Origin of the sequence: Singulisphaera acidiphila DSM 18658 (assembly GCF_000242455.2) — a bacterium.
GTDB lineage: Bacteria > Planctomycetota > Planctomycetia > Isosphaerales > Isosphaeraceae > Singulisphaera > Singulisphaera acidiphila.
The window spans coordinates 2,857,875-2,883,948 of sequence record NC_019892.1 but is presented as its reverse complement, the minus strand read 5'-3'; the positions used below and the strand labels follow the sequence as shown (position 1 = coordinate 2,883,948).

Below are 26,074 nucleotides of genomic sequence, written 5' to 3'. Positions count from 1 at the left end.
ATGGCCCTGGAGGGGCGATTGTCAATGCTCTTGAGTGGGCTCTGACGATCGTCTCTCCGGGGCTATCGCATGGAAATGTTTTGGGTGTTTTCGGGGAAGCACATCTGGTGATGATCCGTCGCTCCTTTCTTTGGGGCTACAAACTGCGGGCATTGCCTTGGACCGGTAGTCTCGCCCTCTGAAGTTGCGGGGGCTCTCCGCTCCTGTTTTCGGTTCACCTCGAAAGGGGCCGGGAACAAGCCATTGCGGCGATAACCTCCTCTCCTCAAGGCTTGTCTGCTCTCTTACTCCGCTGGTTCTCCCCCCATCAATTAATCCCTCTCAGGATGGTTGCCCGCGCGAACCGGCTGAATGGCTACGGGTTTTGCCGTTGACGACTACGGCGAAACCCGTAGACTGTTCGGCGGCACCTGGGAACACATTTCTGAAGTTGGGAGTGATCGCCCTGCATGGCACGTCCACGAGCCGAACAACCCACGCCTGCTGAGTTGGAGATTCTCAAGATCCTTTGGGGGCGCAATGGTCCCTCGACGGTGCGCGACATCCTGGAGGTTGTGAACCTACAGGCCGACTCGCCCCGGGCCTACACTTCGGTGATGAGCCTCATGAATGTCATGACTGAGAAGGGGCTGTTACGACGCTCCCCTCAGGGGCGTGCCTTTGTTTATGAGCCGGTTTTACCGCGTGAGCAGACTCAGAGGTCACTGCTGAGTGAAACGCTCGAGCGGGCCTACAGCGGCTCGGCCAGTCTGCTCGTCGCGCACCTGCTCGACCAGTCCGCGCCGTCGGCCGATGAGCTCGACCAGATTCGGTCGCTCCTCGACGGGTATGAAGACCGCCGCGCCAGCGAAACGAGGGAAGGAGGTGATCCTTGCAAACGCTCGCGACCGAAGCGTTCCAAGGGGTGAATGGGAGCTTGATCTGGATCGGGCTGCTGCACAGCCTTTGGCTAGGGCTCGTCATGGCCGCCCTCGTCGCGCTGGTCTTCCAGATTTACAGGACACGATCGCACCAGACGCGTTACGCGATCCTGCTCGCGGCCCTCGGCGTGGTTGCGTTCAGCCCGTTCGTTCTCACGGTGGTCCAGTACCACGTGGCCGGGGGGCAAACCGAAGCTGTCACAGTGAGCGCGGCGACGGCTCCTGGTCTTTTGCCAGGCCAAGCGGCAAACCGGATGCGAGGCGCATCCTCGACCACCGTGGTTCTGAGACCTGGAGGCCTCTCTCAGGCGGTTCCGTTGTTTCGACTCACCCTGGATCGCGTGATGGTCGTTGTGCGGGTGATTCGGCCCTATGCCCTGACGGTTTGGGTACTGGTCGTCTTCGGCTTTTCGGCGGTGCTGGCACTCGGCGCGAAAAGATTGAACCAGCTCTGTCGGAATGCATCCCCAGCGCCACCGGTGGTCCGAGAGCGGGCCCAAAAACTCGGCCGGCTCTTGCGACTCAGGATGATCCCGGTGATCCGGGTCCACACGACCTTGGACGAACCCTGTCTCTGCGGCGTGTTCCGCCCCGTCATTTTGCTGCCGGAACGGTGGCTCGCCACAGCCGGACCCGAATCGCTTGAGGCTGTGCTCGCCCACGAGTTGGCCCACGCGCGGCGCTCCGACCATCTCGTGAATTTGGTCCAGCGGGTCCTGGAATCCCTTCTGTTCTTTCACCCGGGAGTCCACTGGCTTTCGCGGTCGCTGCGCTGCCAGCGTGAGCTCTGCGCCGATGCTCTGGCGGTTCGTCTCACGGGCGATCCGCTTGCGCTGGCCAGGGCCCTGGAGTCCGTAGCACGCCTCCGTGTCGGTCCCCCGCCGTCGCGCCTCGTCGGCGCGGCATTCGGGGGTGAGAGTTCGTCACTTCTTCCCCGCATTCAGGAGCTCATCGGCATGACGCCCAATCGTCCCCGCCCCCAGGTCTGGCCCTTTGCCGCCTTGCCCTCGGCCGTGGCCGTGGCCCTCGTGGCTGTCTCCATTGGATTCGCCAAGGACGAGCCAGTCCCGTCCCGGCCTCTCGAGGCTACGCCGACCGCCCACCTGAGTGAGGGCACTCGCCCGGCGGCGATTCCCAAGGCCGAGTCTGTGCTGCAGATCTCCTACGAGGTGCGTTTCATCAACCTTGAACCGGACGCCTGGCGTCAACGCCTCAAGGGTCAGCTCAGGGCTGTCGAGTCGCAGGCGGACATGACCGGGTGGATCATCGACCAACCGGCCCTCTCCGTTCTCCTCAACCACATCCAAGGTGAAGCCACGGCCAGCCAACTCCAGGCCCCCAAGGTGACGACCTTCGAAAACGATCACGCCTTTATCGACACGGGCCCTGAGTGGATCTGCGCCTCCTCAGGCAATACGAGACGGACTGGCGAGGACCGGGGAACGGATACGGGGGTCCGGGTCAACGTTGGTGGGTCGCACTTACCCCAAGGGATGCATCTCACGGTTGAAGTGAGTGACACGACATCGATCCCTCGCCAAGGTGGCGAAGACACCTTCCGCGCTACGACCGTGGTCCGCTCCAAGGGCACGAGTGACGTTCTCGAGGACTCCAGCCTGGTTGTTAGCCTGGGGCGTCACGCACATGGGAGCGGGCCTCGGTCGGTGATGAGCGAACGCATCGTCATCATAACTCCACGACGAATCGTGCTCGATTCTGCGAACATACCAATGGTCGTCAATCCTCCCCCGCCGATCCGCCGTCCTCCAGGCCGGTGACGCCTTGATTCTATAGACGCGGTCCTGGAAGAAGGCTGAGGCCGGAAAACGGTTTTGGCCTTTTCCGGCTCTCAGGACCGTGACATCGACCAGACCAGCCAGAGGCCGAGCACCAGGCCAATGGAGAGGCCGCTGTAGGCGAGGGTTGCCGACCCGACGTGGAGGATCATCGCCGACCCGACCAGCAGGCCCGCAAGCACGATCCCGACGGTGAGGATGTGGCTCGCCCGGGTCAACTGCCTCACCAGATTCTCGAAGTGTTGCAGATCGAAGTGGACCGTCAGCTTCCCGCGCTTGATCGACTCGAGCGATTGGCCGAGGACGTCGGGCAAGAGCGTGGCGATCCGCTGCACGTCCTCGGCCGTCCTGATCGTATTTCCCAGAATGCGCCAGGGGCCGAACCGCTTCAGCGACAGATCCCGCATGAAGGGATAGAGCTCGCTGGCGATGTCGAAGTGAGGGTCGAGGGCGCGTCCGACTCCTTCGATCGTGACCAGGGAGCGGATCAGGAGCACGAGGTCGGGGGGGATGTGCAGGTCGTGCGTCCTGATAAATGCAATGAGCTCGCGAAGGAGAACGCCCAGGTCGATGGTGTCGAGCGACAGGTCGGAGTAGGTTGCGACGAGTTCGGCGACGTCGCGCCTCAAGGCGCGAGAATCGACCTGATCTCCGCGAATCTCCAGCGCATTGAGGGCCCGGATGACGCGGTCGGTGTCTTGAGAGAGCAATCCGCTGAGCAGGTCGGCGATACGTTCCCTCGTCCGCGAGTCGAGCTGGCCGAACATGCCGTAATCGAGAGGCGCAATTACGCCGCCCGGCAAAACTCTGAGGTTACCGGGGTGGGGATCGGCATGAAAGAATCCGTACTCGAAGATCTGGGTCAGGAGGATCCGAGCTCCTCGGACGGCCGCCACGGCTGGGTCGACGCCGATTTGCCTCAACCCGTCACGGTCGTTGACGCCAACGCCGCCGATGAACTCCATCGCCAGGACCCGTGAGGTCGAGAACTCAGGGACGACGTACGGGATATGGGCGGTCTTGTTCTTGGCGAACTGGAGCCGGCACCGTTCCATGGTCCGCCGTTCGATGGTGAAGTCCATCTCGCGTTTCAAGGTCCGCTCGAACTCCCGAACCAGAGCGACCGGGGCATAAGGGGCCAGGAAGGCAAGCCTGCGCTCCGCCAGTTGGGCCAGGTTTTTCAGGATATCGAGATCGGCGTGGACCAACTTCTCAATCCCCGGCCTGCGGATCTTAAGGGCGATCTGTCGGCCGTCATGAAGGGTCGCGCGATGGACCTGGGAGATCGAGGCGGAGGCGACCGGAATCGGATCGATCCGGGCGAAAACTTCGGAGGGGGGACGGCCGAACTCCTCGGTGAGAATGGCCTCGGCCTCTTCGGAGGGGAACGGGCGAACGTCGTCGCGAAGCGCGGCGAGCTCAGTCGTGTACGCTTCGGGGAGGAGGTCGGGGCGCGTACTGAGGACCTGGCCGAGTTTCACGAAAGTCGGACCAAGATCTTCACAGACCATTCGCAATCGCCGGGCACGATCCTGGGGAGGAACGTCATCACCAAGCGCCACCCGCTCGAGCGGGCGGACAATCCCTTTAAGATGGAGCGCTGCCACCACATCCTGGTAGCCGTAGCGCATCAGGGACGCCAAGATCTGGCGGTATCGAGGCAGGTCGCGAAGATGACTGACCGTTTCGCGGATCAAGTTCCACGGGTTCCTGAAGTCTGAAGTTGGGACGCGACTGGATCATTGGGGTTCCCTTTTACGGCTCCAGCTTACTCCCTCTTTCCCCCCCGCTACAACCGCGCTGACAGGAAGCAGTTGACGTGTCGGCCTTGCCACGCGAAGTGATTTTCGATACATTTGAGCCCGTAATACGCGGTGCAGCAAGGTGTTGGGAACGGGAACCCACTATGCCCATTCAGGATCAGGCGGGGGTCCGCCCCCTCGATTCGTCAGACGAACTCGATGAGGCTCGCCTTGAAGCGATCGGCTTCATCTTCCACGGCTCGATTCCGCTGGAGGATGTGAAGAAGAAGGCGATCAAGGCAGGTACGAATCTCCTGCACTTCGCCCGTTGTGCCAAGCTCGACAAGGTCGGCGACGAGGAAGTCGCCATCTGGTATCGGTCGATCAGTATCGCCAAGGTCCATCTGGACGAAACGATCGGTCAGAATCGCTGGAAATGGTGCAAGATCTGCGAGCGAGAAATCACGCAAAAGATCCTCAACGAGCGTTGAGCTCGTTTCGAGCCGGTCTGCGAGCGAGAGGCATGGCGACGATCTCAGGAGATCGTCGCCATCGTTCTACCTCAGCGGCGGTTTTGACCCAGCTTCAACGTGAGCAGTGAGCGCAACCGCTGTCTCAGACCCACAGGACTGTGATTGGTCTCGACCGAGTGTGGGACGAGTCGCAGTCGCTTACCGGTCTCCGTCGGGTGCAACGCCGCAATCTGCCGGCGCTGTGCGGCGACTTGGGCGAGGCGGAACCAGCGATGGCCGTTCGTTCTTCGCAGTCCTGCCAGAACTCCAGCCGGCCGAACACTTGGTGGAGTTGCAACAACACTGGGCGCGACGGTCTCCGTTCGCGACTGAGGTTGGGTCTGCGCTTGAGGCTGAGGTTGGGCTGAGATGGGCGCGGGGGGTTCCTCGACAGGATCGCGGCCGACGGACACCCAACGCGGGATGATCGTCGTGATGGCGTCCGGGCCCACGTTCCCGGCCAGGTCGATGGCGTGTACCTGGACGGTCCGCGGCCCCTTGAGCAGGTCGGTCGTCAAGAAGCTTGTGCTCTTGCCCAGGAATTGATAGGTGCCTGACCCACCGACTCGGTACTCATAAACATCGTCCGGCCCGGTCGCCTCGAACTGGACGCGGCCGTCTGGGTACGCGATCAGTTGGGACACGGCGGCCGGCGCCATCGACTTATAGATGAAGATGACCGAGGTCGTCGGGCCTCGATCGCCGTTGGAATCGTATGCGCGGACGTAAACGGTGTTCGATCCCTGGCCAATCCCGTTCGGAGCGAATGACGTCGGCGACGAGACGGGCTGGAATGAGCCCTGAGCACCGCTCAAACTATACTCATAGCCGACTGCACCCGCCACGGTCTCGAATCGAAGGTGACTGTCATTGGTCACGCCGTCCGTCGCGCTCGCTCCGGTATCGCGGACGAGTCCGAGCCCGGTCGGAGCCGCGAGAGTGACAGCCGGGATGAGAGCCACTGACTGATTGGTAATGCGCTGGCCGTTGAGCGTGGCTGCATAAACCGTCCATGAGGCGGTCGAACGCAGGTTCGCCGGTCCCTTGAAGGTATTCCCACTGGCGGTGACGACCAATCCGGTAGGGTCGATCGATCGCGAATTGCCGGCCTCAATCGTCGTCGGCAGTCCCAGGTTCGCCTGGGCCAGAGCCGCCAAGAACGCATCGGTCCATACGATGGTATTGTCGATGAACGAAAGCGACATGTACGTTCGGTCGGCACTTCTCTTGGTGTAGATGCTTTCTTCGACTTCGAAGACGGATCCACGCAGGTTGTCTTCGAAGGTATTTCCCTGGACCGTTGCGCCCAGGAATGGGGCGCGGCTCCATCCCCACATCACGGGCGATTCGGTCCCTGTGGCTGCCATGCGTAAACCATGATTGCCACCGATAAAGTGGTTATCGAGGACCTTGGTCCCGAAGTGGTTGCCCGCCAGGATCATCCCTTCCGCAACCGAACTGCCTCGAGCGTCGACCATATTCCCCTGGAACGTTTCCTGAACGAATCCGCTCGAGATCGAGACCACACGATTCGCAGAGGACATCGGGGCGTTGAGGAGATAGGTTGTGGGGCTGAGTGCCTGGGCGATCAACCGCCACTGACCAGCCTCGGGCCCGGAGAGAATGGAGAGGACTTCGCCGGTCGTTGCCGCGCCTCCCTGAGGATAGGGAATCTGCACAACCCATCCATCGGCTGAGATCGACGTAACCACCCCCTCGAAGTGGAGCTTGTAGGCTTCGGTCAGAATGATCTCAGGCGCATTGGGATGGGCTACCGTGTCGTCGTCCATCGGACCGATGCCGATGACTTTGTTGTTGCGAATCAGATCGCGATAGCCGGAGCCTGTCATCACCAGGAACCGCCAGGTCTTTCCCGACTGACCGACGGGCTGGATCGTATTGTTCGCGATCAGAGTATCGTGGGTGTAGTGAGCGCCGATGGCCCCATACGCAAACGTGTTGGGCACGGTCCCTTGATAGTTGTTCCCAGTCACCATCCACGGCCCGCCGGTGAACTCGGTCAGCCCCCCCTTGAGGATGTTGTCGGCGATCACCCCACTCTGTGCCAGGGTGACCCAGACCAGGTGTGCGGCGACCTCCCAACTGCTTGCGGGGGGGGGAGACATCAGGTCGAGGTGGGTCAGTCGGATGTTGACCAGAGGCGTTCGCGAACGGGGAGTTCCGATGACGGAGGGTTCTGTGCCGGTTCCGATGGCGAACCGGATCGGTCCCGCGAAGCGGACCGAGAAACCATCCAGCGTCGTATTGCCGCATTCGACGCTGATCGCGGTCGTCCAGACGGGGTCGCCTGCGGCCTGGCTGAAGAGAATCGTCGCGCCCGGATCGGCCGTGATGCTGATCGGGCGGGAAAGCAGCAGCGGTTGACTGACCAGGTAAACGCCAGCGCTCAGATGGAGGGAGCCGTATTGATTGACCAGGATGACAAGGTTATCCCCCGGTTTGGCCACGATCGAGGTTGCCGCTGCCACGGGGGCGAGCTTTCCGAGGTCAACGGCCCCTCCCGCGATCTGAACGGCATGCGTACTGCCATCGTCGAGCACCACGCGCAGGGTCATCATGCTGCCGGTTTCATCGCGGATCGGTGAGAATCCAAGGTCCGCACGCGAGGGGTCGGTCGTCGACCGCTGGAATCCCAGACGGCGGGTGAACGGATCCACCCAACCGCTCGAGCCGCTGATGGATTGGTAGGTCCAATTGCTTCGGGCCTCATCACTCAACGTTGCGGAAACCACGGACCGCCCAGTCGGCAAGCCACTCACAGTCAAATGAACATCCCCGAGCCCGGTGAAGTTCAGACCATCCTGCCCCACCCAACTGGCGCGAATCGTCCCCCAGGTGACCACGATTGGCGCGGGGCTCGGCATTTTCAACCCAGGGTCGGCCGCACCAGCGACGACGGTCGTGACATCGGACTTGCCATCGGTATAGACGATGGTGACCGTGAGCACCTGGCCGTACATACCCGGAATCGGGCTGAAGTAGAGGTCGGCCTTGGTTGGATCGGCCGCCTGTTTCTGAAATTCAGCGTTCCAGGCTGAGCCCGGGTTGGTGCCCGCGCTCCAACTCGCTCCGGACGCGGCTCTGACGTCCAGCGAAGCGACCCCAAACTTCGACGACAGGTTGGTGAGTATCAGATGGACATCCTGGATCCCATCCGGACCCACGGCGGGCCCGGTCCCGGTCAGATCCTGCCCGTCCTGGCCCACCCATTGCACGCTTGCCCTGGCCGACGGCATCCGGAGGTTGGGATCGGCGGTTCCTCCCTGGACGTGGCATACGAAGTTTGTTCCGTCATCGTATGTCAGACTCACAAAGAACAGGCGTCCCGTCTCGACCATATACGGATCGAGAAAAAGGTCGGCGGTGGTTGTGCCGGGGGCCTGGATCCAACCGGTGGTGGCTCCCCATGGGCCATTGTAGATCCATTGACCGCCCCCGTAGCCGACGGTTTCGACCCTCACGACCGTGCGATCCGCCGGAAGATTCGAGATCGCAATATGAATGTCTTGAATGTCGTTGGGTGGGGCATTCTGCGTGCTCCCGACCAGGTCATGGCCATCTTGTCCGAGCCAAATCCCTGAGACAGCTTGCGAGGCCATCAAGATTCGTTCTTCAAGCGCTCCGACTGTTACGAACGTGGCTCGTCGGCGTTGGTGTCTCATGGTCATGGCCTTGCCAAAGGTGCATCGCGATCGCCCTCCTTGAGCGTTAGCTGCGGGTTCCATCCCCTCGACATCGAGATCACGAGAAATCGACAGAGAGCCGAACCCACCGGAATCGAAGTACGGACGGCGAGACAGAACGTCGATCGCGTGGATCGGCGACTCGTGCAAACCGACCAAGTCCAGATTGCTCGTGGTATCGACTTGAGAAAAAGGGACGTTCCGGCAACCTCGGCGAGCAGGTCACCCCCCCTTCTTCAAAGCAACCCTAGAACGTGGAAACTGTCATGTCTTCAAAACTAGGTAAGTTGCGCAATATTTGCCTGGAAAAAGCACCGTTTTCCTGAACGAATCAACAGTTGAGTGAGGTCGGGTGACAACGTATGTCCGGCTCCTCGTCGGTCGTGTTCACCTTCAAGGCGAGGGCGATCGCCGAACGTTGAGCGCGGGTTTTCAAAATGGTGGTCCCATCTCTTGCCTCAACCGACCTGTAGTACATCGTTTCCATTTCTCGTTAATAATCCGGTGGGATTCCCCCAGCGCACGAGTGACTCGTCCGAAACGCCACGGGGCGACAGTCGAGGATGACGATTGAAGTAATGCGGGTTTGGTGATTAGATGGCCGTCACGAGGGACGGCCATCTAAGGGGGGCGTGGACGCCTCAAAGTCGAATGATCTCGGGCCCTGCTCGGCTCTGGCGCTGTTCATCCGTTGTTTTTAGGATGCGGCCAACGCGTTCGAAATTAGCAGATTCGGACCGACGAGGAGCCGGGCGACGAATTCTCGCGTGAATTCTCAGCCCAGGCCAACAGAGGCGGCCGTCTCATCGAGAAGGGCGATCAACTCCTGCCGTTGGAGCTTTCTCGCGAGTGGAGCAAGCGTTGAGGTGGGTTTTCCATCACGGCAGAAGGCAATGAAGCCAAACGGGTTCCATTGATTGCCGTCCAGCAGGCGATCTGCGACGGAGCGATCCGAGATCGAGGCCAGCAGCGGTCGGACCGACGCGGCGAGAGGCCCAAAGAGTGGATGCCGACCGACGCGGTGGAACCAGTAGGACGCATTGCCCGAGTCGGGTTCTCGGCGATGGGCGATCCCGTGCCAGAACGCCGATACGTCGCGCTCGCCCAGGTCGTCGGCCTCTTGAGCCGCCTCGTGACTGGCCTCCCAGAAGTCGTGGACCTGGAGCAGTCCTGCGACCAAGGCCAGGCGGGCCGGCCTGGGGGCGGCGGGGAGGAGCGCCTGCCAGGTGGAGTCAGACAGGACCTTCTCGAGCCAGGGCCGCGAAGGGGGGGACTGAATCAGCCCAATCCCCTCCCCCTGGTCGTCTCCGAGCGCAGCGTGCCCCAGCGCCGCGATCAACTGGGCCGGCGTCAGGTGAAACGCCTCAAGCAAGTGCTTGGGCGTTTCACCCGCCTCGAGTCGATCCAGAACCTGGTCGACCTTCACTCCGTTGCTCAAGCTTGGCGGAACGCCCGGCCGACAGTCGACGAGCTCCCAGACACGGCTCATTCCCGATCCCTCTCTCTCGAGTCCCTGATGGGTTCCTCGTGGGAAATCAATGGAAGAAGAACCTGAGGATGTCCTGATACATCACGTAGACCATCAAGAAGAGCAGCAGGCCGATCCCAATCCAACTCCCGACGATCATGGCCGAATCAGGAAGAGGGCGGCCGCGTACCTTCTCAGCGATCAGGAAGACCATTTGCCCTCCATCCAGCGGCGGGACCGGTAAGAAGTTCAACACCGCAAGGTTGATGCTCAGAATCCCCAAGAAGTGGACCAGCTCGGTCAAGCCGGTGTCCGCTTGAGAGTAGGCGACGCTCGCAATCATGATCGGACCGCCCAGGAGTTTGGGGCTGACCCGTTTCTGAGCGAGGCTTCGGAGCATGGCATAGATCCGAAGGATATTGTCGACCGTATCGTCGAACCCTCGACGGAGCGACGCCTGCACACCTTGGGGCGGAAGGGTGCGGATGGTTGTCCTGAACTGGAGCCCGCGCCAGGGGTTGTACCAATCAGGATTGAGTCGGGGTTGGAGTCGAACCGGCTTCGAGGAACCGTTGATGGTGAGTTCGACGTCCCGGGCCGGCACACCCTGAAGCAGACTGAATGCGTAAGGCCATTCCAAATTCTTTGCGCTGAACGCGATGGGTTCCAACCGCGATTCTTTCGACTGATCGATGGCGTTCAGCGCGAACTTCCCAAGGACATCGCCGACGTGCAGTCCCGCCTTGGCGGCCGGAGATCCCTCGTCGATCGCGGAAATCTTGGGGCGGATCGGATAGGCAAGCCCCAGTCCAGGGATGTCCAGCGGGGCCGACGGGAAAAATTCGAGTCCATACGGGGTTCGCTCGGGGACGACCTCGATCGCCACTTCCTTGGATCCGTTGGTAGATCCCGGTCGCTCGACCACGAAGGTCATGGTCTGCCCCGCACGATCGAAGCAAATCTCCGGCAGACGCATCGGGTCAAAGTCGGACGAGCCGTCGACCTTGACAATCAGGTCGCCGACCTGAAACCCTGCTTTCGACGCGGGAGAGTTGGCCTGGATGCTGGAGATCGGTTCGGGCGTCAGTCGAAACCCAAAGTCCACTACGTGGTTCGGTTGTGCGACAACCTTGATTTCTTCGCGCTTGGCTTTCTTCTCCTGGGTTGCTTGAGTGCTTCGCTCGAAGACTTGCACCAGAGGGACGCTTCGATCGGCTGCCAACTTAGCCTTTACGGCTTCGGCGTTGTCGATCTTCTCCGGCTCGGTCCCCTCGGTCCCGAGTGCGATGAGGGTATCGCCCAACTTGAGGCCGAGGTCGGCCGGCTTCAGAGGCGGCGAGTATCCCACCGGTTTCCCGACAGGGGGTTTGCCAAGCGTCAAGCTGGTCTCTTGGGCCACGCCGATCCGAGGGACGTCATCCGATTCCTCACGTCTTGGCTCGATGGTGATCGGGATCGTTTCCTTCTGACCGGGACGTGCGATCTCAAAATTCACTTTCTGCCCTGCGCCGCTCAGAGAGACCTTGAGCATCATGGAGCCGAAATTGATGTCACGGCGGCCATCGATGGCGACGATCTCATCACCCGGCCGAATCCCTGCCTTATAGGCGGGGGAATCCGGCTTGACCACACCGATCATCGCAGGCACTTCCTCCATGCCCTGTCCGTAGGCATAAACGAAGCAGGCCAGGCCGAGCAGGACGTTCATGATCACGCCCGCAGAGATGATCGCCATCCGCGCTCCCACCGATTTGTTCGGATAGGCGCGGGGATCGGTGGACTTGTTCGCCTCTTCGTCAGGCGATTCACCGAGCATCTTGACAAAGCCGCCCAGGGGGATTGCCGCCAAAACGTATTCCGTTTCTCCACGGCGGAAGCCAACGAGCGTCGGCCCGAAACCAATGGAGAACTTTTCGACCTTGACCCCATTCCATTTGGCCAGGAGGAAGTGACCGAGCTCGTGGAGAAAAATAACGAACCCCAAGCCGAGCGCGACCTTCAAAATATTCCAAACCGGTGTCAAGATCTCCAACGTCTTACCTCCTGCCGAGCCCAGGCGTCGACCACCCAGAGTTCGTCGAGTGTGGGCCTGGGATTGAATGTGTGGTTATCAAGCGCCGCGCGGCACGCGCGAGGAATGTCGAGGAAACCGATCTCGCCCGCAAGGAATCGAGCTACCGCAGCCTCATTCGCGGCGTTCAACGCCGCTCCTGCGGTCCCACCCCGGCGCATCACCTCGAATCCCAACTCCAGACAGGGGAACGTCTCGCCGTCCGGGGGCTCGAAGGTCAACGAAAACGCCTTGGTCAGGTCAAGTAACGGACAGGCCCCCGGCACCCGGTCGGGATAAGTCAAAGCATACTGGATCGGCAGACGCATGTCGGGGGGGGAAAGCTGCGCAATCACACTTCCATCCACGAACTCGACCATCGAATGGACGATGGATTCGGGATGGACGACGACTTCGATCTGTTCGGGCTTGAGGTCGAACAACCACCTTGCTTCGATGACTTCGAGTGCCTTGTTCATTAAGGTGGCGGAGTCGACCGAAATTTTCGGGCCCATTCGCCAGGTGGGATGCCGCATCGCCTCTTCGGCGGAAACGTTGGCGAGTTCCCGGCGCGTGCGTCCTCGGAACGGTCCGCCCGAGGACGTCAAAATGACCCGGCGTACTTCGCGATCCTGCCCCGAGCGAAGCGCCTGGAAAATGGCGGAGTGCTCACTGTCGACCGGCAGGATCGATCCACCGCGTTGCCGAGCGAGATCCATCACCAACGGACCGGCCACGACCAGCGTTTCTTTGTTGGCGAGCGCGACGATCTTTCCCGCCTCGAGCGCCGCCCAAGTGCTCTGCAAGCCAGCCGCACCGACGATCGCGCTGAGGACTCGATCGGTCTGGTCGTCCTGGACCATCCTGATGAGGCCGTCCGGCCCGGAGAGAACCTCCACACCGGTCCCGCGCAATTGCCCATTCACGCAAGCGGCGGCCTTGGGATCGGTCAGCGTGATATAGCGGGGACGACAGGCGAGTGCCTGGTCGACGAGGGTCTCCCAACTGGTATGAGCGCCCAGGCCGTGAACACCAAGGCGCACACCCCCATCATGCTCGATCACGCTCAGGGCGCTTCGCCCCACGGAGCCTGTCGAACCCAGGACTACGACATTCGTCAATTTGACGCCCGAATCCATCGGCGTTCTCGGCTCCTGCCCGGACATCCGTTGCATCTCAAAGTAGGCCAGACGGAGCCGTCTCACAGGTCAGGCCGAGCAGACCCTTGTCCGCCAATTCCCCTGCGGACGGTCAGGTCGTTTGCCTATGGCTCACTATAAGAATTCCAAGAGGAATCGACAAGCCGGGCCGCGACCAGGTCATTGCGATGGGCGTACGCCTGATGTGGAGGGTCGAACTGGCGCACTCAAGACGCCGGTCCAGGTCGAAGAATTCCCGGGTTCGGTTGGCCGAGTTTCAAGGCAAGGGTTGAATTGCGGAGCCACACCGGATGAAGTAGATCAGGGAAATTGATGCAAACGAGCGGGGGGATTCGACTCCTCGACTGAATTCGGAGCGATTGATGACAGGTCTTGGACGCATCGTACCCGCCGGTCTGTTCCTTCTCTTGGCGGGCTGTGGCGGCTCCGCACCCAGTATTGAGGTCACGACCGGGCCCCCGGGCTCCCCGACTGTCCCGCTCGGCGGAGACGCCAAGCGTTCGACTCGCCTGGATTCATCGGCAACGCCAAAGCAACTTTTCGAAGAGGCCACGCGAGCCGCGGATATGGGCAATCTCGGTGGGGCATCATCCTTGCTTGAGGAGGGCCTCAAGCTTGAGCCAAGCAATCGCGAGGCGCTTTTCATGCTCGCGGCGATCGAGCAAGATCGAGCAAGCAGCTTGGACCCCTCGAAAAGTCAGCGAACCTATCTGCGGTCCGCGGATGCGATCCGCAACGTTCGTACCCAATTCAAAGACCTGAACCCGGCGGAGCTCAACCTGTTCCGGGTGGCCCTCTACAACGAGGCTCGAGTCCTCGCTTCCCAAGGAAAGGCCGAAAAAGCGATCGCGTCGCTCAAAGAATCCATCGAAGCGGGGTTCTCGAACGCCGAGGTCTTGCGGAGCGATGACGCCTTCGCTTCTCTCCGGAAAGAGGCTACGTTCCCGGAACTGGTCAAGACGGTTGAGGAGTCCGCGCGGACTCAAGCGAAAACCAGGGTCAAGGCGCTCTTTGCCGAAACCAAACCCTTCGCCTTTGAGTTCAGTCTCCCCAACCTCGAGGGTAAGACGGTTTCCTCAGCCGACTTCCGTGGCAAAGTCTTGGTCGTTGATTTGTGGGGAACCTGGTGCCCTCCCTGCCGGAGGGAAATTCCCCACTTCATCGAACTTCAAAGCAAGCTCCAGGCCGAGGGGGTGCAAGTCGTCGGTATCAACTACGAGCAAGTCGCGCCTGAGAAGATAAAGGAGACGATTGCCAACTTCGTCAAGGAAAACAAGATTTCCTACCCTTGCCTGATCGGGGATGAGAAAACTCAGGAACGGGTCGGGGGCATCGAGGGGTTCCCAACCACGCTCTTCATTGACCGAACCGGCAAGGTGCGAGCCAAGCTGGTGGGCCTCTTCGACATGGATGACAGCATTTCCCGCCTCGGCTTGGAAGAACTCGTCAAAACACTGCTGACTGAAGACACCCCAACATCTGCCGAAACACCTTGAGCGGCTTGGGTTGATCGACCCATCGGGGCATCTGCTCGCGAGTCGGAGTCGGGGTGGGGGCCAACGATCCCCCTCCTCGACTCGGTCATCGGGGGTGCCGAACGCAAGCGCCGACGTCTGGCATTGAAGACGAATTGACGGTTCCCACCACTTCCTCTAAAGTCCGGCCCTCTGCACGGGCCGTTGACAACCGAGGAGGGGCCATGGACTGGCGATTGACCGTTCGTCGTCTACTGATCTCTGTGTTTTTGATCGTCCATCTTAGCGCAACGGTGATCTGGGTGCTTCCCCCCTGCCCGCTTCGGGAACGGACGTTCAGCCTGGTTTCCTATTACATTCTGCCTCTCGGTTTCTGGCAATACTGGACGATGTTCGCTCCCGACCCGGTGCGGAACACGTTCATGCTCGAAGCTGAGGTTGTTGACGCGAAAGGGCTTCGAGCCGTCTTCCCCTTCCCCAAGCTGGCGGATTACACCGCCGTCCAGGGGATTCCCCGATTTCGCCACTCAAAGTACGCGGCGAACCTGGGGGTGGACGACCTCGAACTCCCACGCAAATTCGCCGCTCGCCACGTCATTCGCCAACTCAACTTGCCCGCCGACGCCTATCCGGTCGAGGTTCAACTCGTCTACCAGGTTCGGACCACTCCACCCCCGGGGAATCCCGTCGACCTGATGACTCCCATGCATCGATCGCCGTTCGCGACGTATCACTTCGCGAGCGAGAAGGAGGTGCGGCCATGAATCCATTCCGCGCATGGAACCGATTCTGGTTCGGCCCGATCTCGGCTCGCCCCTTGGGTGCCTTCCGGATTGTCTTCGGCCTCTTGGTACTGGGCAACTTGGCCTTCTTAGCCTTCGATCTCGATTACTGGTTCACGAACACAGGCTTGCTCCAAGGAACGGAGGCCCGGGAAGTCGCCGGCCCTCTCCGTGTTTCGCCGTTACAGTGGGTTGACGACCCGGTGACAGTCCGCCTCTTTTTTGGGGCCACGGCCGTCGTGGCGGTGCTGTTCACCGTCGGCTGGCGTACGAGGATCATGGGGGTCTTGCTCTACCTCTTGATGCTCTCGATCCACCACCGGAACATTGTGACCAACTGCGGTGCGGACACGCTGGTCCTGGTCATGCTCTTTTACGCGATGCTCAGCCCTTGTGGAGCTGCTTTCTCACTGGATGCCCGTCGGGCGGCCCGCAAGCGAGGAACCCTCGCCAGTCCGCTGATCGTTCCCTGGGCTCAACGTTTGATCCAGCTGCAACTCGCGCTGATTTACCTCGACACGGCCATTTTGAAGTGCAACGGGGGGACCTGGCTCGGGGGAACAGCGCTACATTTCGTGCTGAACAACACCGAGGTTGGCCGCTCTCAATTGATGTGGTTGGTCGAATATCCGGTTGCCATCAATCTCCTGACTTACGTCGCTCTTGCCGCTGAATTCGCGCTCGCTTTTTTCCTCTGGTTTCGACCGACACGAGTTTGGACGGCACTGGTAGGACTCGGATTACATGCGGGAGTCCTCTTCACCGTCAACGTGCCGATCTTCGGCGAAGTCATGACCGCCTGCTATCTGGTCTTTCTCGCGCCTGATGAGCTCGACTCGCTCATTCGCCACTTGAATCCCCGCTCCTGGTTTCGGCGTAAGAATCATTCCCGAGCACCGCTTGCAAACGTTCCCGGCCGTGTGGATCTTCCGTCTGGCCTGGCGGGACGCCACCAACTCGAACCTGCACTCAAGCGGGAGCGAGCGACGAGCGAGACCGATCCGGCTGTTTAAGTCTGAGCATGACATGACTTAAGGGCCGAGGCTGATGGTGGACATGAGAGGCTTGAGCATTCCGTCTGAAGGACGAGTGGGACCACGCAGAGGATTTCCGTAGCACATCCTTGACTTCCTCTATGGGTCGCTCCCATCATTGACCCTGGTCATCAAACTGGTTTGGGCCGAACTGCGGAACGGAGAAGCCCAAGAAGATCGGCCATCGGAAAGTGCGTGCAATGCCCCGGCCCTGCTTGAAGGGAGTTTTGGGCTTGGTCGTTTCCCATGATCTTGGTTCGGCCCTCACGGGGCGTCGCAGGTCAGAAACACCGGCTGCCGAGTGTGCCGTTGCTGTGGTTTGTGGTCCTTGATCCCTTCGCGTGAAGATGGAGATCTGGTCCCTCCTCGGAACGGAGTTACCCTGATGAACCAATCGCAACTTGCTCTCCGTTTGGGATCAGGCAGGATCGCTCGCGAACGCCCGAACCAATGCCACTCGACCCGGACGACACCCACCGGACCTGGGTCGCTGACCTGCGGTCGTGGGTTGGTGCAAGTTGAGCGTCTGGCGGGAACTCGCCTGCCATTGGCCACTGACCCGTAACAGTCATCGTGGCCCTTGGCTGCACCGTTGTCCGACATTTTGTCCCAACTCTCGCATTGCGGAGGGAAAGCGTTTGCACTCGCTCACACCCTCGGGACTGACCGGACTGATTGAGACCGCCGCGCGTCGAATGCCGATGCGGACGAGGCCGGGAGGGCCCCATCACCGGCTGTAACATACCGCGCTTGCCATTTGGCAGTGACCAAGTGAACTTGCTTTTATGCCCGCAAGTTGCTCGGCATCGGACTTGCTTGCACGCTCAGACGTTCCGTGTTCAATGGACGCAACAAGGCCAAGTCAGCCTGAATGGTTGGAATGAACTTGGGGGCGAACCGCATATTCTTCAGTTGGGGGGCGATCCGACCGAATACGGCCGTCGTCTTCATCGTCACAAGAGAGGAACGCCGTTGTTCCATTTTCGTGGCACCTCAGCGCAGGAATCGTGACTAACCAAGAATCAAAGAATCAGAGAGATCTGGTTTTTTTGTTGACAACTCGTGACACGACCTTGACAATCCAGAGCGATGGATTTGTAGATGGATTGCACTATGGCCAGGTCATGAGATCGACGATTTCGAGCGAGGCTTTTTGGTGTTGCATTTTAAAGACAGATTATTTTGTTGAAACCAGGATGAATCGTGTCCTGAATAGAACGAAAGGTGGCATATCGTAAGAGTGGGGCGGCTCGACGAACGGCCCCCCCGATCGCCAAATGACACGATGGATCGTCTTCGTGCAGACCGGATCGGGAAAACGGAAGAACGAATCATGCCGAGTCGTGTATTCATCGTTCTGGCTCGGCATGCTTCAGGGCGAAGGAGCCTTGACGATGATCGGTCATTTTAACGAATTGCTTCGGGCGACCGCTGATGATGGAGCGTCCGCCTCGGTCGGTGGGGCACCAAGCCACTCTCTTGAAGAGATCGATGAGCTTTTGGAAGCATGGTTTCAAGAGCGACAGGCACGTATCGAGACAGGCCTGTTTCTGGACGAGGCTCAACATCTCCTGAAACGGATCATTCGGGAGGGGCGGATGACTTCTTCATGTCAACGACGAGCCACGAATCTGTTACTTGCGATTGAGGCTACCTATCAAGGCTCGCAGTCCTGAGCCTGCGGTTCGCTCACGCATTCGCTTGAATCTCGATCCGCCGCGTTTCGTGATCACTTACCTGACTCGGACGTGAGTCGACGCTTGCGCCTTGGTTCCTCAATAATCCGGGCGTTGTCTGCTCTCGGGTGAGGCTAAGGAGAAGTGACTCGCACTGCGCATATGCTTTCGCGAATGCGATTGATTGTTTTTGTGTTTTTTTGTTGGATTGCAGGTAATTGTTCCCATTCCGTTCAATGGCAAGGCTCGGGGATCACGCTTGGCAGACGGCCGAGAGGTGGGCTTCGAGTCGTCCATCGTTCTTGATGAACTGGTTGGAATTTCGCGTCAATGGCTTGGTGGCTGCGAGCGAGAGACCAAGTCGTCCGACGTGTCCGATCGGGGAGACGGCGCTCACTTCAGGCCAACCAGTTGCTATGCCGCTGAGAGAGGGCTTTGGCGCGCATTCAAAAACGATTGGATTTCCACGGAGAATTCTGCCGACCAGTTAAGAAGCGGGCCGGTGTAAAATCGTAGGAATTGGCCACGTCGGGGATGGGTTGATGCGGAGAATCGAAACGATTCTTTCCTTGGGTCTCGGATTCGGAATCAGTGGAGGAGCCATCGCGCAAGACGATGCTCTCCCGTTGCTTCCGCCGGTATCCGCGCCATCGCAAACGACCACGAGCCAGGAGTCGCGGTCCGGAATCGAGCCGAAGGCCGCCACTGCCTCGCCCGATCATCGGGCCGTGCTCGCGATCCCTGGCTTGAACCAACCGCCCACGTCACGTCGACGAGTCGAGAAGCCTACTCGGGAACCGGCCGATCCAACGGCCGCAAGCGACCTTCCCCCATTAGTTGGTCCGTCGGAAATGCCGGTACTGCGCCGAAGTTTCAGTCCGGTTGCACGCCCTGCTACAGAGGACCGTAGTCGCCCCTTGGTGCTCGAGTCCGTTCCCCAGGGCGTGGATTCCGATTCGCCGGCGCAGCTCACCACCCCTCCGTCCCGTCGCGATCCATCCCGGACGGAGACGCCGGCTTCGAAGCCAACTTCGGCACCAGCTCCGAGGCGATCCCCCGGCTTGTTCGGGCGGATGTTTCCGACGCCGTTTGTCCCCCCACGAGCCGGTTCGAGCGATTCGATCAAGGTGGAACCTCGAACCGACCCGGCGTCAGACGCCGCATTGAAGCGAAGAATCGAGCACCAGATCCGTCAGACCTTTGGTGATCGCCTACGCGAAGTTGAAGTTCGTGTGGTGGGCCGTGAGGTGACTGTCCGAGGACGAGCGACGCGGTTCTGGCAGCGTCGCGGTTTACAGCGCTCGCTCGAATCGATTCCCTCGCTGTCTGGACTGCGTTCGACGGTCGAAGTCGACTGAGCTCGTAACGTAACGGTCCGCTGCCAGGGAAAATCCCGATTTCTCAGCACACTTGCTTTGGGTGTTGCAGCCCCGGAGGGGCGACCGTTCCTCGCTCCCAAGGGAGGCCACAAGGTGGCCTCCCCACCGATTTCGCAATCAGTAGCGCAACTCGGGGGGCGTGCCGACGACGATCTGTTTGATCTCGCCAATGATGCCCGCGGGGACCCCGATGACGGTAGCGGCAGCGGTTTTGACCACTCGGTTGCTTCCCGAGTTGTCATAGTATTCACGCGGCTTGATGAACAGCGGGTGACGGTCGACCCAAGTCAACTCGCGCGCCGGCTGAGTCTGGACGACGGTTGAACCCGGCTCGGACGGCGGCAAAAGAGTTGGCTCCGCCGACGCCATGCGTCGGGCGGAAGTCCCCGACTGGCAGCCTGTTCCCAAGACAATCAGGGATACTGCCAACCAACGATGACCACGCATGAGATCCCAAACCTTTCGGGCCGGTGCCCCGCTTCAAGGGGTTGCTTGCCCTCGACAACGCCAAAGATATCCGAAGAACCGCCCACGAGGCGGCCTCAGGGGCGGACTGGATCTCCGAAGGTGACGCACCAATAAGATGTACCGCCTTCACCGTTTGCAAACGAAGCGCCCACCTGAGTGTAAGGACCGAGAATATTTCTCCGGTGCCCGGGGCTGTTCATCCAAGCCTTCATCAAGGACTCGAGAGTGAATGATCCGGCGGCGATATTCTCGGCGGCGCGACGATACTCGTATCCCTCGGCTTTCATTCGTTGAAACGGTGAAGTGCGATCGCCCCCCGTGTGGCTCATCCTTTGACGGGACGCCATATCGGCGGCGTGCCGGCTTGCAGCAGCTTCGAGTCGGGGGTCTGGTGTGAGCGCGGGGAGGCCCCGGCTGGCTCGCTCACGATTGTGAGCATCGATCAGACCCGTGAGCGTCTCGCCAGGGCTTTCCGGCACGACCGCTTCGCGAGGGACCCTGGCCCGAGGGGCTCGGGTTGTCCCCGCGAGACAGCCAGGCATGATCGCCAACATCGTGGCCAACACGCGGAACCTCCACTGCTGGAAAACGGGGCACACCATGGACGAATCTTCGACCGCTTCTTCCTCGTGGAACGAGCGATTCCGATCGCCTTCAGACGAACCCGTATCGATTCAACTGGTCGTGCCGCCCGCAATGGCCGATAATGCAGATTCCCTTGGAATGACAGCGGGATCTACGGGAGTTAGCCCGAGGAATGAACTCTGAGTACCCGGCGCGACATTACGTCGCGTTCGACCTGGAAACCACGGGGTTGGTGGCGGAAACCGACCGGGTGGTCGAGATTGGTGCAGTCCGGTTCGAGGCCTCCGGTCGCGAACTCGGGCGTTTCGAACGACTCGTCCATCCCGAGCGTCCGATGTCGCCCGCCGCCCAGGCGATTCACGGCATCTCCGACGCCGACCTGGTGGACGCTAAGCCCGCTCGGGACGTCTTGCCCCTGTTTCTTCAATACCTGGGCGATCCTCGGACAACCACCCTCCTGGCTCACAACGCCGCGTTTGACGCGGGCTTTCTGGGCCGCGAGCTTGCCCTGATCGGTCTCGATGCTTCGGACTACGCCGTTGTCGATACCCTCGCGTTGGCGAGGAGGAAGATCCCCGAAGCTCGCGACCATCGTCTCGACACGCTGGCACGGTTGTTCTCGCTCGACCCCGAGGGGCCTCATCGGGCCTTGGCCGATAGCTTGCGGGTCAAGGGACTCTGGCTTGCCCTGGATGGTGCGTCGATGCCCGACGACCTACTCGTCTCCTATCCGATCATTGATGCGCGCGGCGGCATGCCCGCTCCGAACGGTTGGGACTTGCTCAACGAAGCGATCAGCCAAGGCTTGGCGATCCGGATGGAATATGCGGGAGGATCGCGCGGCACTGCGCTCCGAGACGTCACGCCTCGTGGATTCGCGCATCGGGGAGGAGTCGCCTACCTGGTCGCGTTCTGCCATATCGACACCTACGAAAAGTCGTTCCGGCTCGATCGGGTGACGCGCTATCAGATCGTTCCAGCGAGCGAAACGACGACGGTCCCCACGGCTTCGGAGGCCTAAGCGTGCCGAGGCTGTTAGTGAGCGTGCGATCAGTCGAGGAAGCATCGGATGCGCTCGCTGGAGGAGCCTCCATCATTGACATCAAGGAGCCGGCTCGAGGTCCCTTGGGACGAGCCGACACCGAGGTCTGGCAAGCGATTCGTGAGACGTTGCCCACAGGAGTTTGTCTCAGCGTCGCGCTCGGCGAACTGCCGGAGTGGACCGATCAGCCGGATCCTGCGCGGAGTGCCTTCACGGGCATTTCGTACCGGAAACTTGGCCTGGCGGGAGTCGGGCCCGATTGGAAAGCAATTTGGGCCAAGTTACGCGACCGTTGGCGGGAAGGCCCGGCCTGGGTAGCCGTGGTCTATTCCGATTGGCAACGGGCCAACGCACCTCAGCCCGTTGATGTGCTGGAAGAAGCCTTGGCCGTCGGGGAATGTACCGGAATCTTGATCGACACCTGGGATAAAGGGCGTCCCAGTACGGTCGACCATTCTTGGCTTCCCTGGCTGGCTCAGGCACGCCAAGGGGGGTTGACGATCGCACTGGCGGGCGGCCTGAACGACTCGCGGATCGAGCGGCTTGGCCCCTTGGATCCTGACTGGATCGCCGTCAGGGGGGCCGCCTGTCGCGAAGGTGACCGAGGAAGTGGTCTCGACCCGGTCCGAGTCGCTCGCCTGGCGCGGCTGGTCGAAAGCTTGGCGCCGAGATAATCAGCGGCTTGGCCCAGTATGACTTTTTTGCAGCCCAGGCGGGGCGACCGATAGGGCGACCCCTACCTTTTTACGGTCGCCTGCCTCTCAACGGCTGCAAAAATGCGTACGCCCTCTTTCCGACACTTATTCCGTGGTCGCGGGACCCGTATCAAACTTGACGCCTTGAGCGAGCGGTAGGTCGGCGCTGCGGTTGATGGTGCAAGTCTGCCGTCTCATGTAGGTCTTCCAGGCGTCGGAACCGGCCTCACGTCCGCCGCCGGTGGCCTTCTCGCCTCCGAACGCCCCGCCGATCTCAGCGCCCGAGGTACCGATGTTGACGTTGGCGATGCCACAATCGGAACCGTCGGCCGAAAGGAAATGCTCCGACTCGCGCAGGTCGTTGGTGAAGATGGCCGACGTCAGGCCTTGTGCCACGCCGTTCTGAATCCTGATCGCCTCGTCGAGCGTCGCGTAGCTCATCACGTAAAGGATCGGCGCGAACGTTTCTTCACCGACGATCGGCATACCAGGCTCGGCTCGGACCAGGGCCGGCTCGACGAAGTATCCGGGCCGCGGCAGTCGCTTGCCACCATAGAGGATCTTCCCCCCCTGCTCCTCGGCCGCCTTGAGGGCCTGCTGCATCGTCTCGACCGCCCGTTCGTTAATCAGTGGTCCCATCAAGACACCATCATCCCAGGGATCGCCAATCCGAAGGCTGGCAAAGGAGCGTTTGAGACGCTCGATCACGGTTTCGATCAACGACTCGTGGACGATCAGTCTCCGGACGGTTGTGCAGCGCTGACCGGCCGTCCCGACCGCAGCGAAGAGGATGCCCCTCAGTGCAAGCTCCAGGTCGGCCGTCGGCGTCACGATAATGGCGTTATTGCCCCCCAATTCGAGGAGCGATCGGCCCATCCGTCGCGCGACGACTTCCGCGACCCGTTCCCCCATGCGACAACTTCCGGTTGCGGAGATCAATGGAAGTCTTGTGTCCCGGATCATGCTCTCGCCGACGTCGTGCGCTTCCCCAATGGCAAGACTAAACACCCCTTCACAGTCGTTCGCCGCCGCGACCTCGTTCACGATCTTTTGCACGGCGATGGCCGTCAAGGGCGTCTCGGGGGACGGCTTCCAGATCATCGAATTGCCACAGACCGCCGCCAGGGCTGCGTTCCAAGACCAGACAGCTACAGGGAAGTTGAACGCGGTGATGATGCCGACCGGTCCAAGTGGATGCCACTGCTCCATCATGCGATGCAAGGGACGCTCGCTGGCGATCGTCAGGCCGTGAAGCTGTCGCGACAGCCCGACGGCGAAATCGCACATGTCGATCATCTCTTGAACTTCGCCTTCCCCCTCCGAACGAATCTTCCCTGTCTCCAGCGTGACCAGAAGCCCGAGGTCCCGCTTTCGCTCGCGCAGGGCTACGCCGATCTGGCGGACGACCTCTCCCCGTTTCGGTGCGGGGACTTGCCGCCACTTCAAGAAGGCGTCGCACGACCGCTCCGTGATCTGCTGGTAGTCGTCGGTCGAGGCCATGATGACCTGCGCAAGGGACTCACCGGTCGCCGGATTCCGCGAACTGATGGTCTCGCCCCCTGGATGATCGATCCAGCTTGAATGGCAAGCGCCACTGTTGACCGACTCGAGTCCCAGTCTTCCTAGCAGGTCGTCAAACATCGCGACTTCGTCTCCGGCAGCGAAATAGCCCGTCGATCAATCCACTTCTTCCCCAATATTGTGATGATAGCGCGGAGGGGAAGAGGTGAAGGGGGCAAAACGCTCTTGGAAGCGTCGAACATCCTTCAGGAGAGCCAGCTCATGCGGTCGCTCCGCAACGAAGGCTGACCGCCTTCACGGTCACCTGGCACCTGCTCAGGACAGTCGATCTCGTACAACCGAAGTCAGGGGTGTCGATGGCCGAACGGCACCTGATGGCCCCAGTCGATCAGGTCGGCTCGCCTGCCCAAGGCCTTGAGTGGTTTGCCGGCATTCGATGCCCTCGCAGCTCCACTTCGCATTCGTGGATCAAGGTCTTTGAAGCAAGCTTACTCTCCAATGACTTTGGCCAGCACCCGTTTTGAGCGTCGTCCGTCGAACTCGCCGTAAAAGACCTGCTCCCAGGGTCCGAAGTCCAACTTTCCGTTGGTAATGGCGATCACGACCTCTCGTCCCATGACTTGCCGTTTCATGTGGGCGTCGGCGTTGTCCTCCCCGGTACGGTTGTGTTTGTACCGCTGGGGCGACGGGTCAAACGGGGCGAGTCCTTCAAGCCACGCCTTGTAGTCCTCGTGCAGACCAGGCTCGTCGTCGTTCACAAAGACGCTGGCTGTGATGTGCATGGCATTGCACAGGAGGAGCCCCTCCTTGACTCCGCTCGTCCGGACGATCTGTTCGAGCTGCGGCGTGATGTTGAGGAATCCCATGCGGGCCGGGACGTTGAAGGTGAGGTACTCGGTGTGAGACTTCATGCAATGCCTCTCCGTAACCCGAAATGAACCGCGCGACCTCGGTGGGGCGCTCGGGCGACGTTCAGGGGAATAGGTCGGTGCTCAGGTATTTCAAACCGCTGTCGCAAGCAAGAAAGGCAATCGTCGCGCCCGACTCAGGGCCGGCGAGCAGTTGCCAGGCGGCCGCCAGATTGGCTCCGGTCGAGAAGCCGGCGAGAATCCCCTCTTCGGCCGCCAGAAATCTTGCGGCCTCTTCCGCTTCGGAATCGGTCACCTGAAGATAGCCGGTGACGAGCGCCGGGTCGAACAAGGCGAGGTTTGTGCGACCGTAGCCAGCCCCTTGGAGCTTATGACGCGGCTGAGTCACCGGCAGGCCGGCGAGGACCGCGGCTCCAGCCGGCTCAACCAGGTACGTCCGGATCGCCTGGTTCTTGATGCGTAATGCACGGGCCACCCCGGTATAGGTGCCGCAGGTCCCCACCAAATCGAGAAAGACGTCGACCTCGCCCCCCGACTGATCCCAGATTTCCGGACCCGTCGTGCGCTCGTGCGCCAGGCAGTTTGCCTCGCGAACGAACTGATCGGCGCGAAAGGCTTGGTGTTCGGCGACGACCGCCTTCGCTCGATCCTCCACGAGTGCGAGGTCGGCGCCGGAAACCTGCCCGGGGATCGACCCTGGCGACTGGTCGACAATGACCACCTCGGCACCGAGTGCCTTCATCTGCCGGATGCGTTCGACGGAATTGCCTTGTGAGATGACTGCCACAAACGGGTGGCCGAGAGCCCGGCAGACAATCGCCAGCCCAGCGCCCATGTTACCGCTTGTCAACTCAACCACCGTCTGGCCGTCAACAAGCAGCCCTTCGGCCTTGGCTTGCTTGATGATTTCGAGTGCCGCTCGGTCTTTCTTGCTACCGGCCGGATTGAACAATTCCAGCTTGGCCAGCAGCCGCCCTTGAAGCCCTCGGGCGGCAACGCAGCGGTGGAGTTCCAGAAGGGGTGTTCCCCCGATCAGATCGAGGATCGAGTGGGCGAGCGGATTCGGAACAGACATCGATTTCCAGACCTCCCTCAAGACCATTGGGCCCAGTATGATCCGGGTGGTCGCCGGCTCTCTCTCACCCTCTTCGATCAACGCGATTCGTGGTGCTGGTCATCGTTGTATCGACGGCCGC

General features: G+C 60.8%; 20 protein-coding genes. 9 read left to right on the top strand and 11 right to left on the bottom strand.

Annotated elements, in window-relative coordinates:
- Positions 1–449: 449 nt before the first annotated feature.
- Positions 450–908: a BlaI/MecI/CopY family transcriptional regulator gene (locus SINAC_RS11490; RefSeq protein WP_015245805.1), complete on the top strand. Its 459-nt coding sequence runs from the start codon at positions 450–452 to the stop codon at positions 906–908.
- Entirely contained in the window at positions 872–2,698 is a 1,827-nt protein-coding gene (locus SINAC_RS11485) for a M56 family metallopeptidase (protein ID WP_015245804.1), read from the top strand. Before SINAC_RS11490 ends, SINAC_RS11485 begins: the two co-directional genes overlap by 37 nt.
- A gap of 71 nt (positions 2,699–2,769) precedes the next feature.
- Here the strand turns inward: SINAC_RS11485 and SINAC_RS11480 are convergent, their stop codons facing one another.
- Positions 2,770–4,413 (bottom strand): ABC1 kinase family protein, encoded by a 1,644-nt coding sequence (locus SINAC_RS11480; protein WP_015245803.1) that lies wholly within the window; start codon positions 4,411–4,413, stop codon positions 2,770–2,772.
- A gap of 209 nt (positions 4,414–4,622) precedes the next feature.
- Here SINAC_RS11480 and SINAC_RS11475 point away from each other — a divergent pair, with 209 nt between their 5' ends.
- A complete protein-coding gene (locus SINAC_RS11475; protein ID WP_015245802.1) occupies positions 4,623–4,949 on the top strand; it encodes a hypothetical protein in 327 nt (108 codons plus the stop codon).
- Positions 4,950–5,020: 71 nt separating this feature from the next.
- Here SINAC_RS11475 and SINAC_RS11470 read toward each other — a convergent pair whose 3' ends face one another.
- The 4 genes from SINAC_RS11470 to SINAC_RS11455 all read right to left on the bottom strand — a co-directional run bounded on the left by SINAC_RS11470 (position 5,021) and on the right by SINAC_RS11455 (position 13,331).
- The gene (locus SINAC_RS11470) at positions 5,021–8,590 is read right to left on the bottom strand and encodes a hypothetical protein (protein ID WP_154673714.1); all 3,570 of its coding nucleotides are present in this window, start codon (positions 8,588–8,590) and stop codon (positions 5,021–5,023) included.
- Positions 8,591–9,449: 859 nt separating this feature from the next.
- Positions 9,450–10,163 (bottom strand): DUF433 domain-containing protein, encoded by a 714-nt coding sequence (locus SINAC_RS11465; RefSeq protein WP_015245800.1) that lies wholly within the window; start codon positions 10,161–10,163, stop codon positions 9,450–9,452.
- Between the two features lie 46 nt (positions 10,164–10,209).
- Positions 10,210–12,174, bottom strand: coding sequence for an RIP metalloprotease RseP (rseP, locus tag SINAC_RS11460; RefSeq protein ID WP_015245799.1), 1,965 nt, complete (start codon positions 12,172–12,174; stop codon positions 10,210–10,212).
- Positions 12,162–13,331 (bottom strand): 1-deoxy-D-xylulose-5-phosphate reductoisomerase, encoded by a 1,170-nt coding sequence (locus SINAC_RS11455; protein WP_015245798.1) that lies wholly within the window; start codon positions 13,329–13,331, stop codon positions 12,162–12,164. The genes rseP and SINAC_RS11455 overlap by 13 nt, the downstream gene beginning before the upstream one ends.
- A gap of 383 nt (positions 13,332–13,714) precedes the next feature.
- Between SINAC_RS11455 and SINAC_RS11450 the strand changes: the two genes are divergently transcribed.
- The 4 genes from SINAC_RS11450 to SINAC_RS11430 all read left to right on the top strand — a co-directional run bounded on the left by SINAC_RS11450 (position 13,715) and on the right by SINAC_RS11430 (position 18,319).
- Positions 13,715–14,848: a TlpA disulfide reductase family protein gene (locus tag SINAC_RS11450; protein WP_015245797.1), complete on the top strand. Its 1,134-nt coding sequence runs from the start codon at positions 13,715–13,717 to the stop codon at positions 14,846–14,848.
- A 203-nt stretch (positions 14,849–15,051) separates the two neighbouring features.
- On the top strand, positions 15,052–15,591 hold the full coding sequence (locus SINAC_RS11445) for a hypothetical protein (protein WP_015245796.1): 540 nt from the start codon (positions 15,052–15,054) through the stop codon (positions 15,589–15,591).
- Positions 15,588–16,622 carry an HTTM domain-containing protein gene (locus SINAC_RS11440; protein ID WP_015245795.1) on the top strand — a complete coding sequence of 345 codons (1,035 nt, stop codon included), beginning with the start codon at positions 15,588–15,590 and terminating at the stop codon, positions 16,620–16,622. Before SINAC_RS11445 ends, SINAC_RS11440 begins: the two co-directional genes overlap by 4 nt.
- 1,415 nt (positions 16,623–18,037) lie before the next feature.
- Entirely contained in the window at positions 18,038–18,319 is a 282-nt protein-coding gene (locus tag SINAC_RS11430; protein ID WP_015245793.1) for a hypothetical protein, read from the top strand.
- A gap of 253 nt (positions 18,320–18,572) precedes the next feature.
- Here the strand turns inward: SINAC_RS11430 and SINAC_RS40915 are convergent, their stop codons facing one another.
- From SINAC_RS40915 to SINAC_RS11410, 3 genes are all read right to left on the bottom strand, one after another.
- Complete coding sequence (locus SINAC_RS40915; protein ID WP_020466323.1) at positions 18,573–18,716, bottom strand: hypothetical protein; 144 nt, start codon at positions 18,714–18,716, stop codon at positions 18,573–18,575.
- 1,099 nt (positions 18,717–19,815) lie between these two features.
- A complete protein-coding gene (locus SINAC_RS11415; RefSeq protein ID WP_015245791.1) occupies positions 19,816–20,145 on the bottom strand; it encodes a hypothetical protein in 330 nt (109 codons plus the stop codon).
- 95 nt (positions 20,146–20,240) lie between these two features.
- On the bottom strand, positions 20,241–20,732 hold the full coding sequence (locus SINAC_RS11410; protein ID WP_020466327.1) for a CAP domain-containing protein: 492 nt from the start codon (positions 20,730–20,732) through the stop codon (positions 20,241–20,243).
- Positions 20,733–20,923: 191 nt separating this feature from the next.
- Here SINAC_RS11410 and SINAC_RS11405 point away from each other — a divergent pair, with 191 nt between their 5' ends.
- Positions 20,924–21,772: an exonuclease domain-containing protein gene (locus SINAC_RS11405; RefSeq protein WP_020466328.1), complete on the top strand. Its 849-nt coding sequence runs from the start codon at positions 20,924–20,926 to the stop codon at positions 21,770–21,772.
- Between the two features lie 17 nt (positions 21,773–21,789).
- Complete coding sequence (locus SINAC_RS11400) at positions 21,790–22,467, top strand: (5-formylfuran-3-yl)methyl phosphate synthase (RefSeq protein WP_020466329.1); 678 nt, start codon at positions 21,790–21,792, stop codon at positions 22,465–22,467.
- A gap of 126 nt (positions 22,468–22,593) precedes the next feature.
- Here the strand turns inward: SINAC_RS11400 and amaB are convergent, their stop codons facing one another.
- The 3 genes from amaB to SINAC_RS11385 all read right to left on the bottom strand — a co-directional run bounded on the left by amaB (position 22,594) and on the right by SINAC_RS11385 (position 25,953).
- Positions 22,594–24,129 (bottom strand): L-piperidine-6-carboxylate dehydrogenase, encoded by a 1,536-nt coding sequence (gene amaB / locus SINAC_RS11395; protein ID WP_015245789.1) that lies wholly within the window; start codon positions 24,127–24,129, stop codon positions 22,594–22,596.
- 368 nt (positions 24,130–24,497) lie between these two features.
- Positions 24,498–24,920 carry a secondary thiamine-phosphate synthase enzyme YjbQ gene (locus SINAC_RS11390; RefSeq protein WP_015245788.1) on the bottom strand — a complete coding sequence of 141 codons (423 nt, stop codon included), beginning with the start codon at positions 24,918–24,920 and terminating at the stop codon, positions 24,498–24,500.
- Positions 24,921–24,981: 61 nt separating this feature from the next.
- Positions 24,982–25,953, bottom strand: coding sequence for a PLP-dependent cysteine synthase family protein (locus SINAC_RS11385; RefSeq protein WP_015245787.1), 972 nt, complete (start codon positions 25,951–25,953; stop codon positions 24,982–24,984).
- Between the last annotated feature and the right edge of the window lie 121 nt (positions 25,954–26,074).

Coding starts and splice junctions, on each gene's coding strand:
- SINAC_RS11490 (WP_015245805.1), top strand. CDS start 450: ATGGCACGTCCACGAGCCGAACAACCCACGCCTGCTGAGTTGGAGATT.
- SINAC_RS11475 (WP_015245802.1), top strand. CDS start 4,623: ATGCCCATTCAGGATCAGGCGGGGGTCCGCCCCCTCGATTCGTCAGAC.
- SINAC_RS11470 (WP_154673714.1), bottom strand. CDS start 8,590: ATGGCCTCGCAAGCTGTCTCAGGGATTTGGCTCGGACAAGATGGCCAT.
- SINAC_RS11465 (WP_015245800.1), bottom strand. CDS start 10,163: ATGAGCCGTGTCTGGGAGCTCGTCGACTGTCGGCCGGGCGTTCCGCCA.
- SINAC_RS11455 (WP_015245798.1), bottom strand. CDS start 13,331: ATGGATTCGGGCGTCAAATTGACGAATGTCGTAGTCCTGGGTTCGACA.
- SINAC_RS11450 (WP_015245797.1), top strand. CDS start 13,715: ATGACAGGTCTTGGACGCATCGTACCCGCCGGTCTGTTCCTTCTCTTG.
- SINAC_RS11445 (WP_015245796.1), top strand. CDS start 15,052: ATGGACTGGCGATTGACCGTTCGTCGTCTACTGATCTCTGTGTTTTTG.
- SINAC_RS11440 (WP_015245795.1), top strand. CDS start 15,588: ATGAATCCATTCCGCGCATGGAACCGATTCTGGTTCGGCCCGATCTCG.
- SINAC_RS11430 (WP_015245793.1), top strand. CDS start 18,038: ATGATCGGTCATTTTAACGAATTGCTTCGGGCGACCGCTGATGATGGA.
- SINAC_RS11415 (WP_015245791.1), bottom strand. CDS start 20,145: ATGCGTGGTCATCGTTGGTTGGCAGTATCCCTGATTGTCTTGGGAACA.
- SINAC_RS11405 (WP_020466328.1), top strand. CDS start 20,924: ATGAACTCTGAGTACCCGGCGCGACATTACGTCGCGTTCGACCTGGAA.
- amaB (WP_015245789.1), bottom strand. CDS start 24,129: ATGTTTGACGACCTGCTAGGAAGACTGGGACTCGAGTCGGTCAACAGT.
- SINAC_RS11390 (WP_015245788.1), bottom strand. CDS start 24,920: ATGAAGTCTCACACCGAGTACCTCACCTTCAACGTCCCGGCCCGCATG.
- SINAC_RS11385 (WP_015245787.1), bottom strand. CDS start 25,953: ATGTCTGTTCCGAATCCGCTCGCCCACTCGATCCTCGATCTGATCGGG.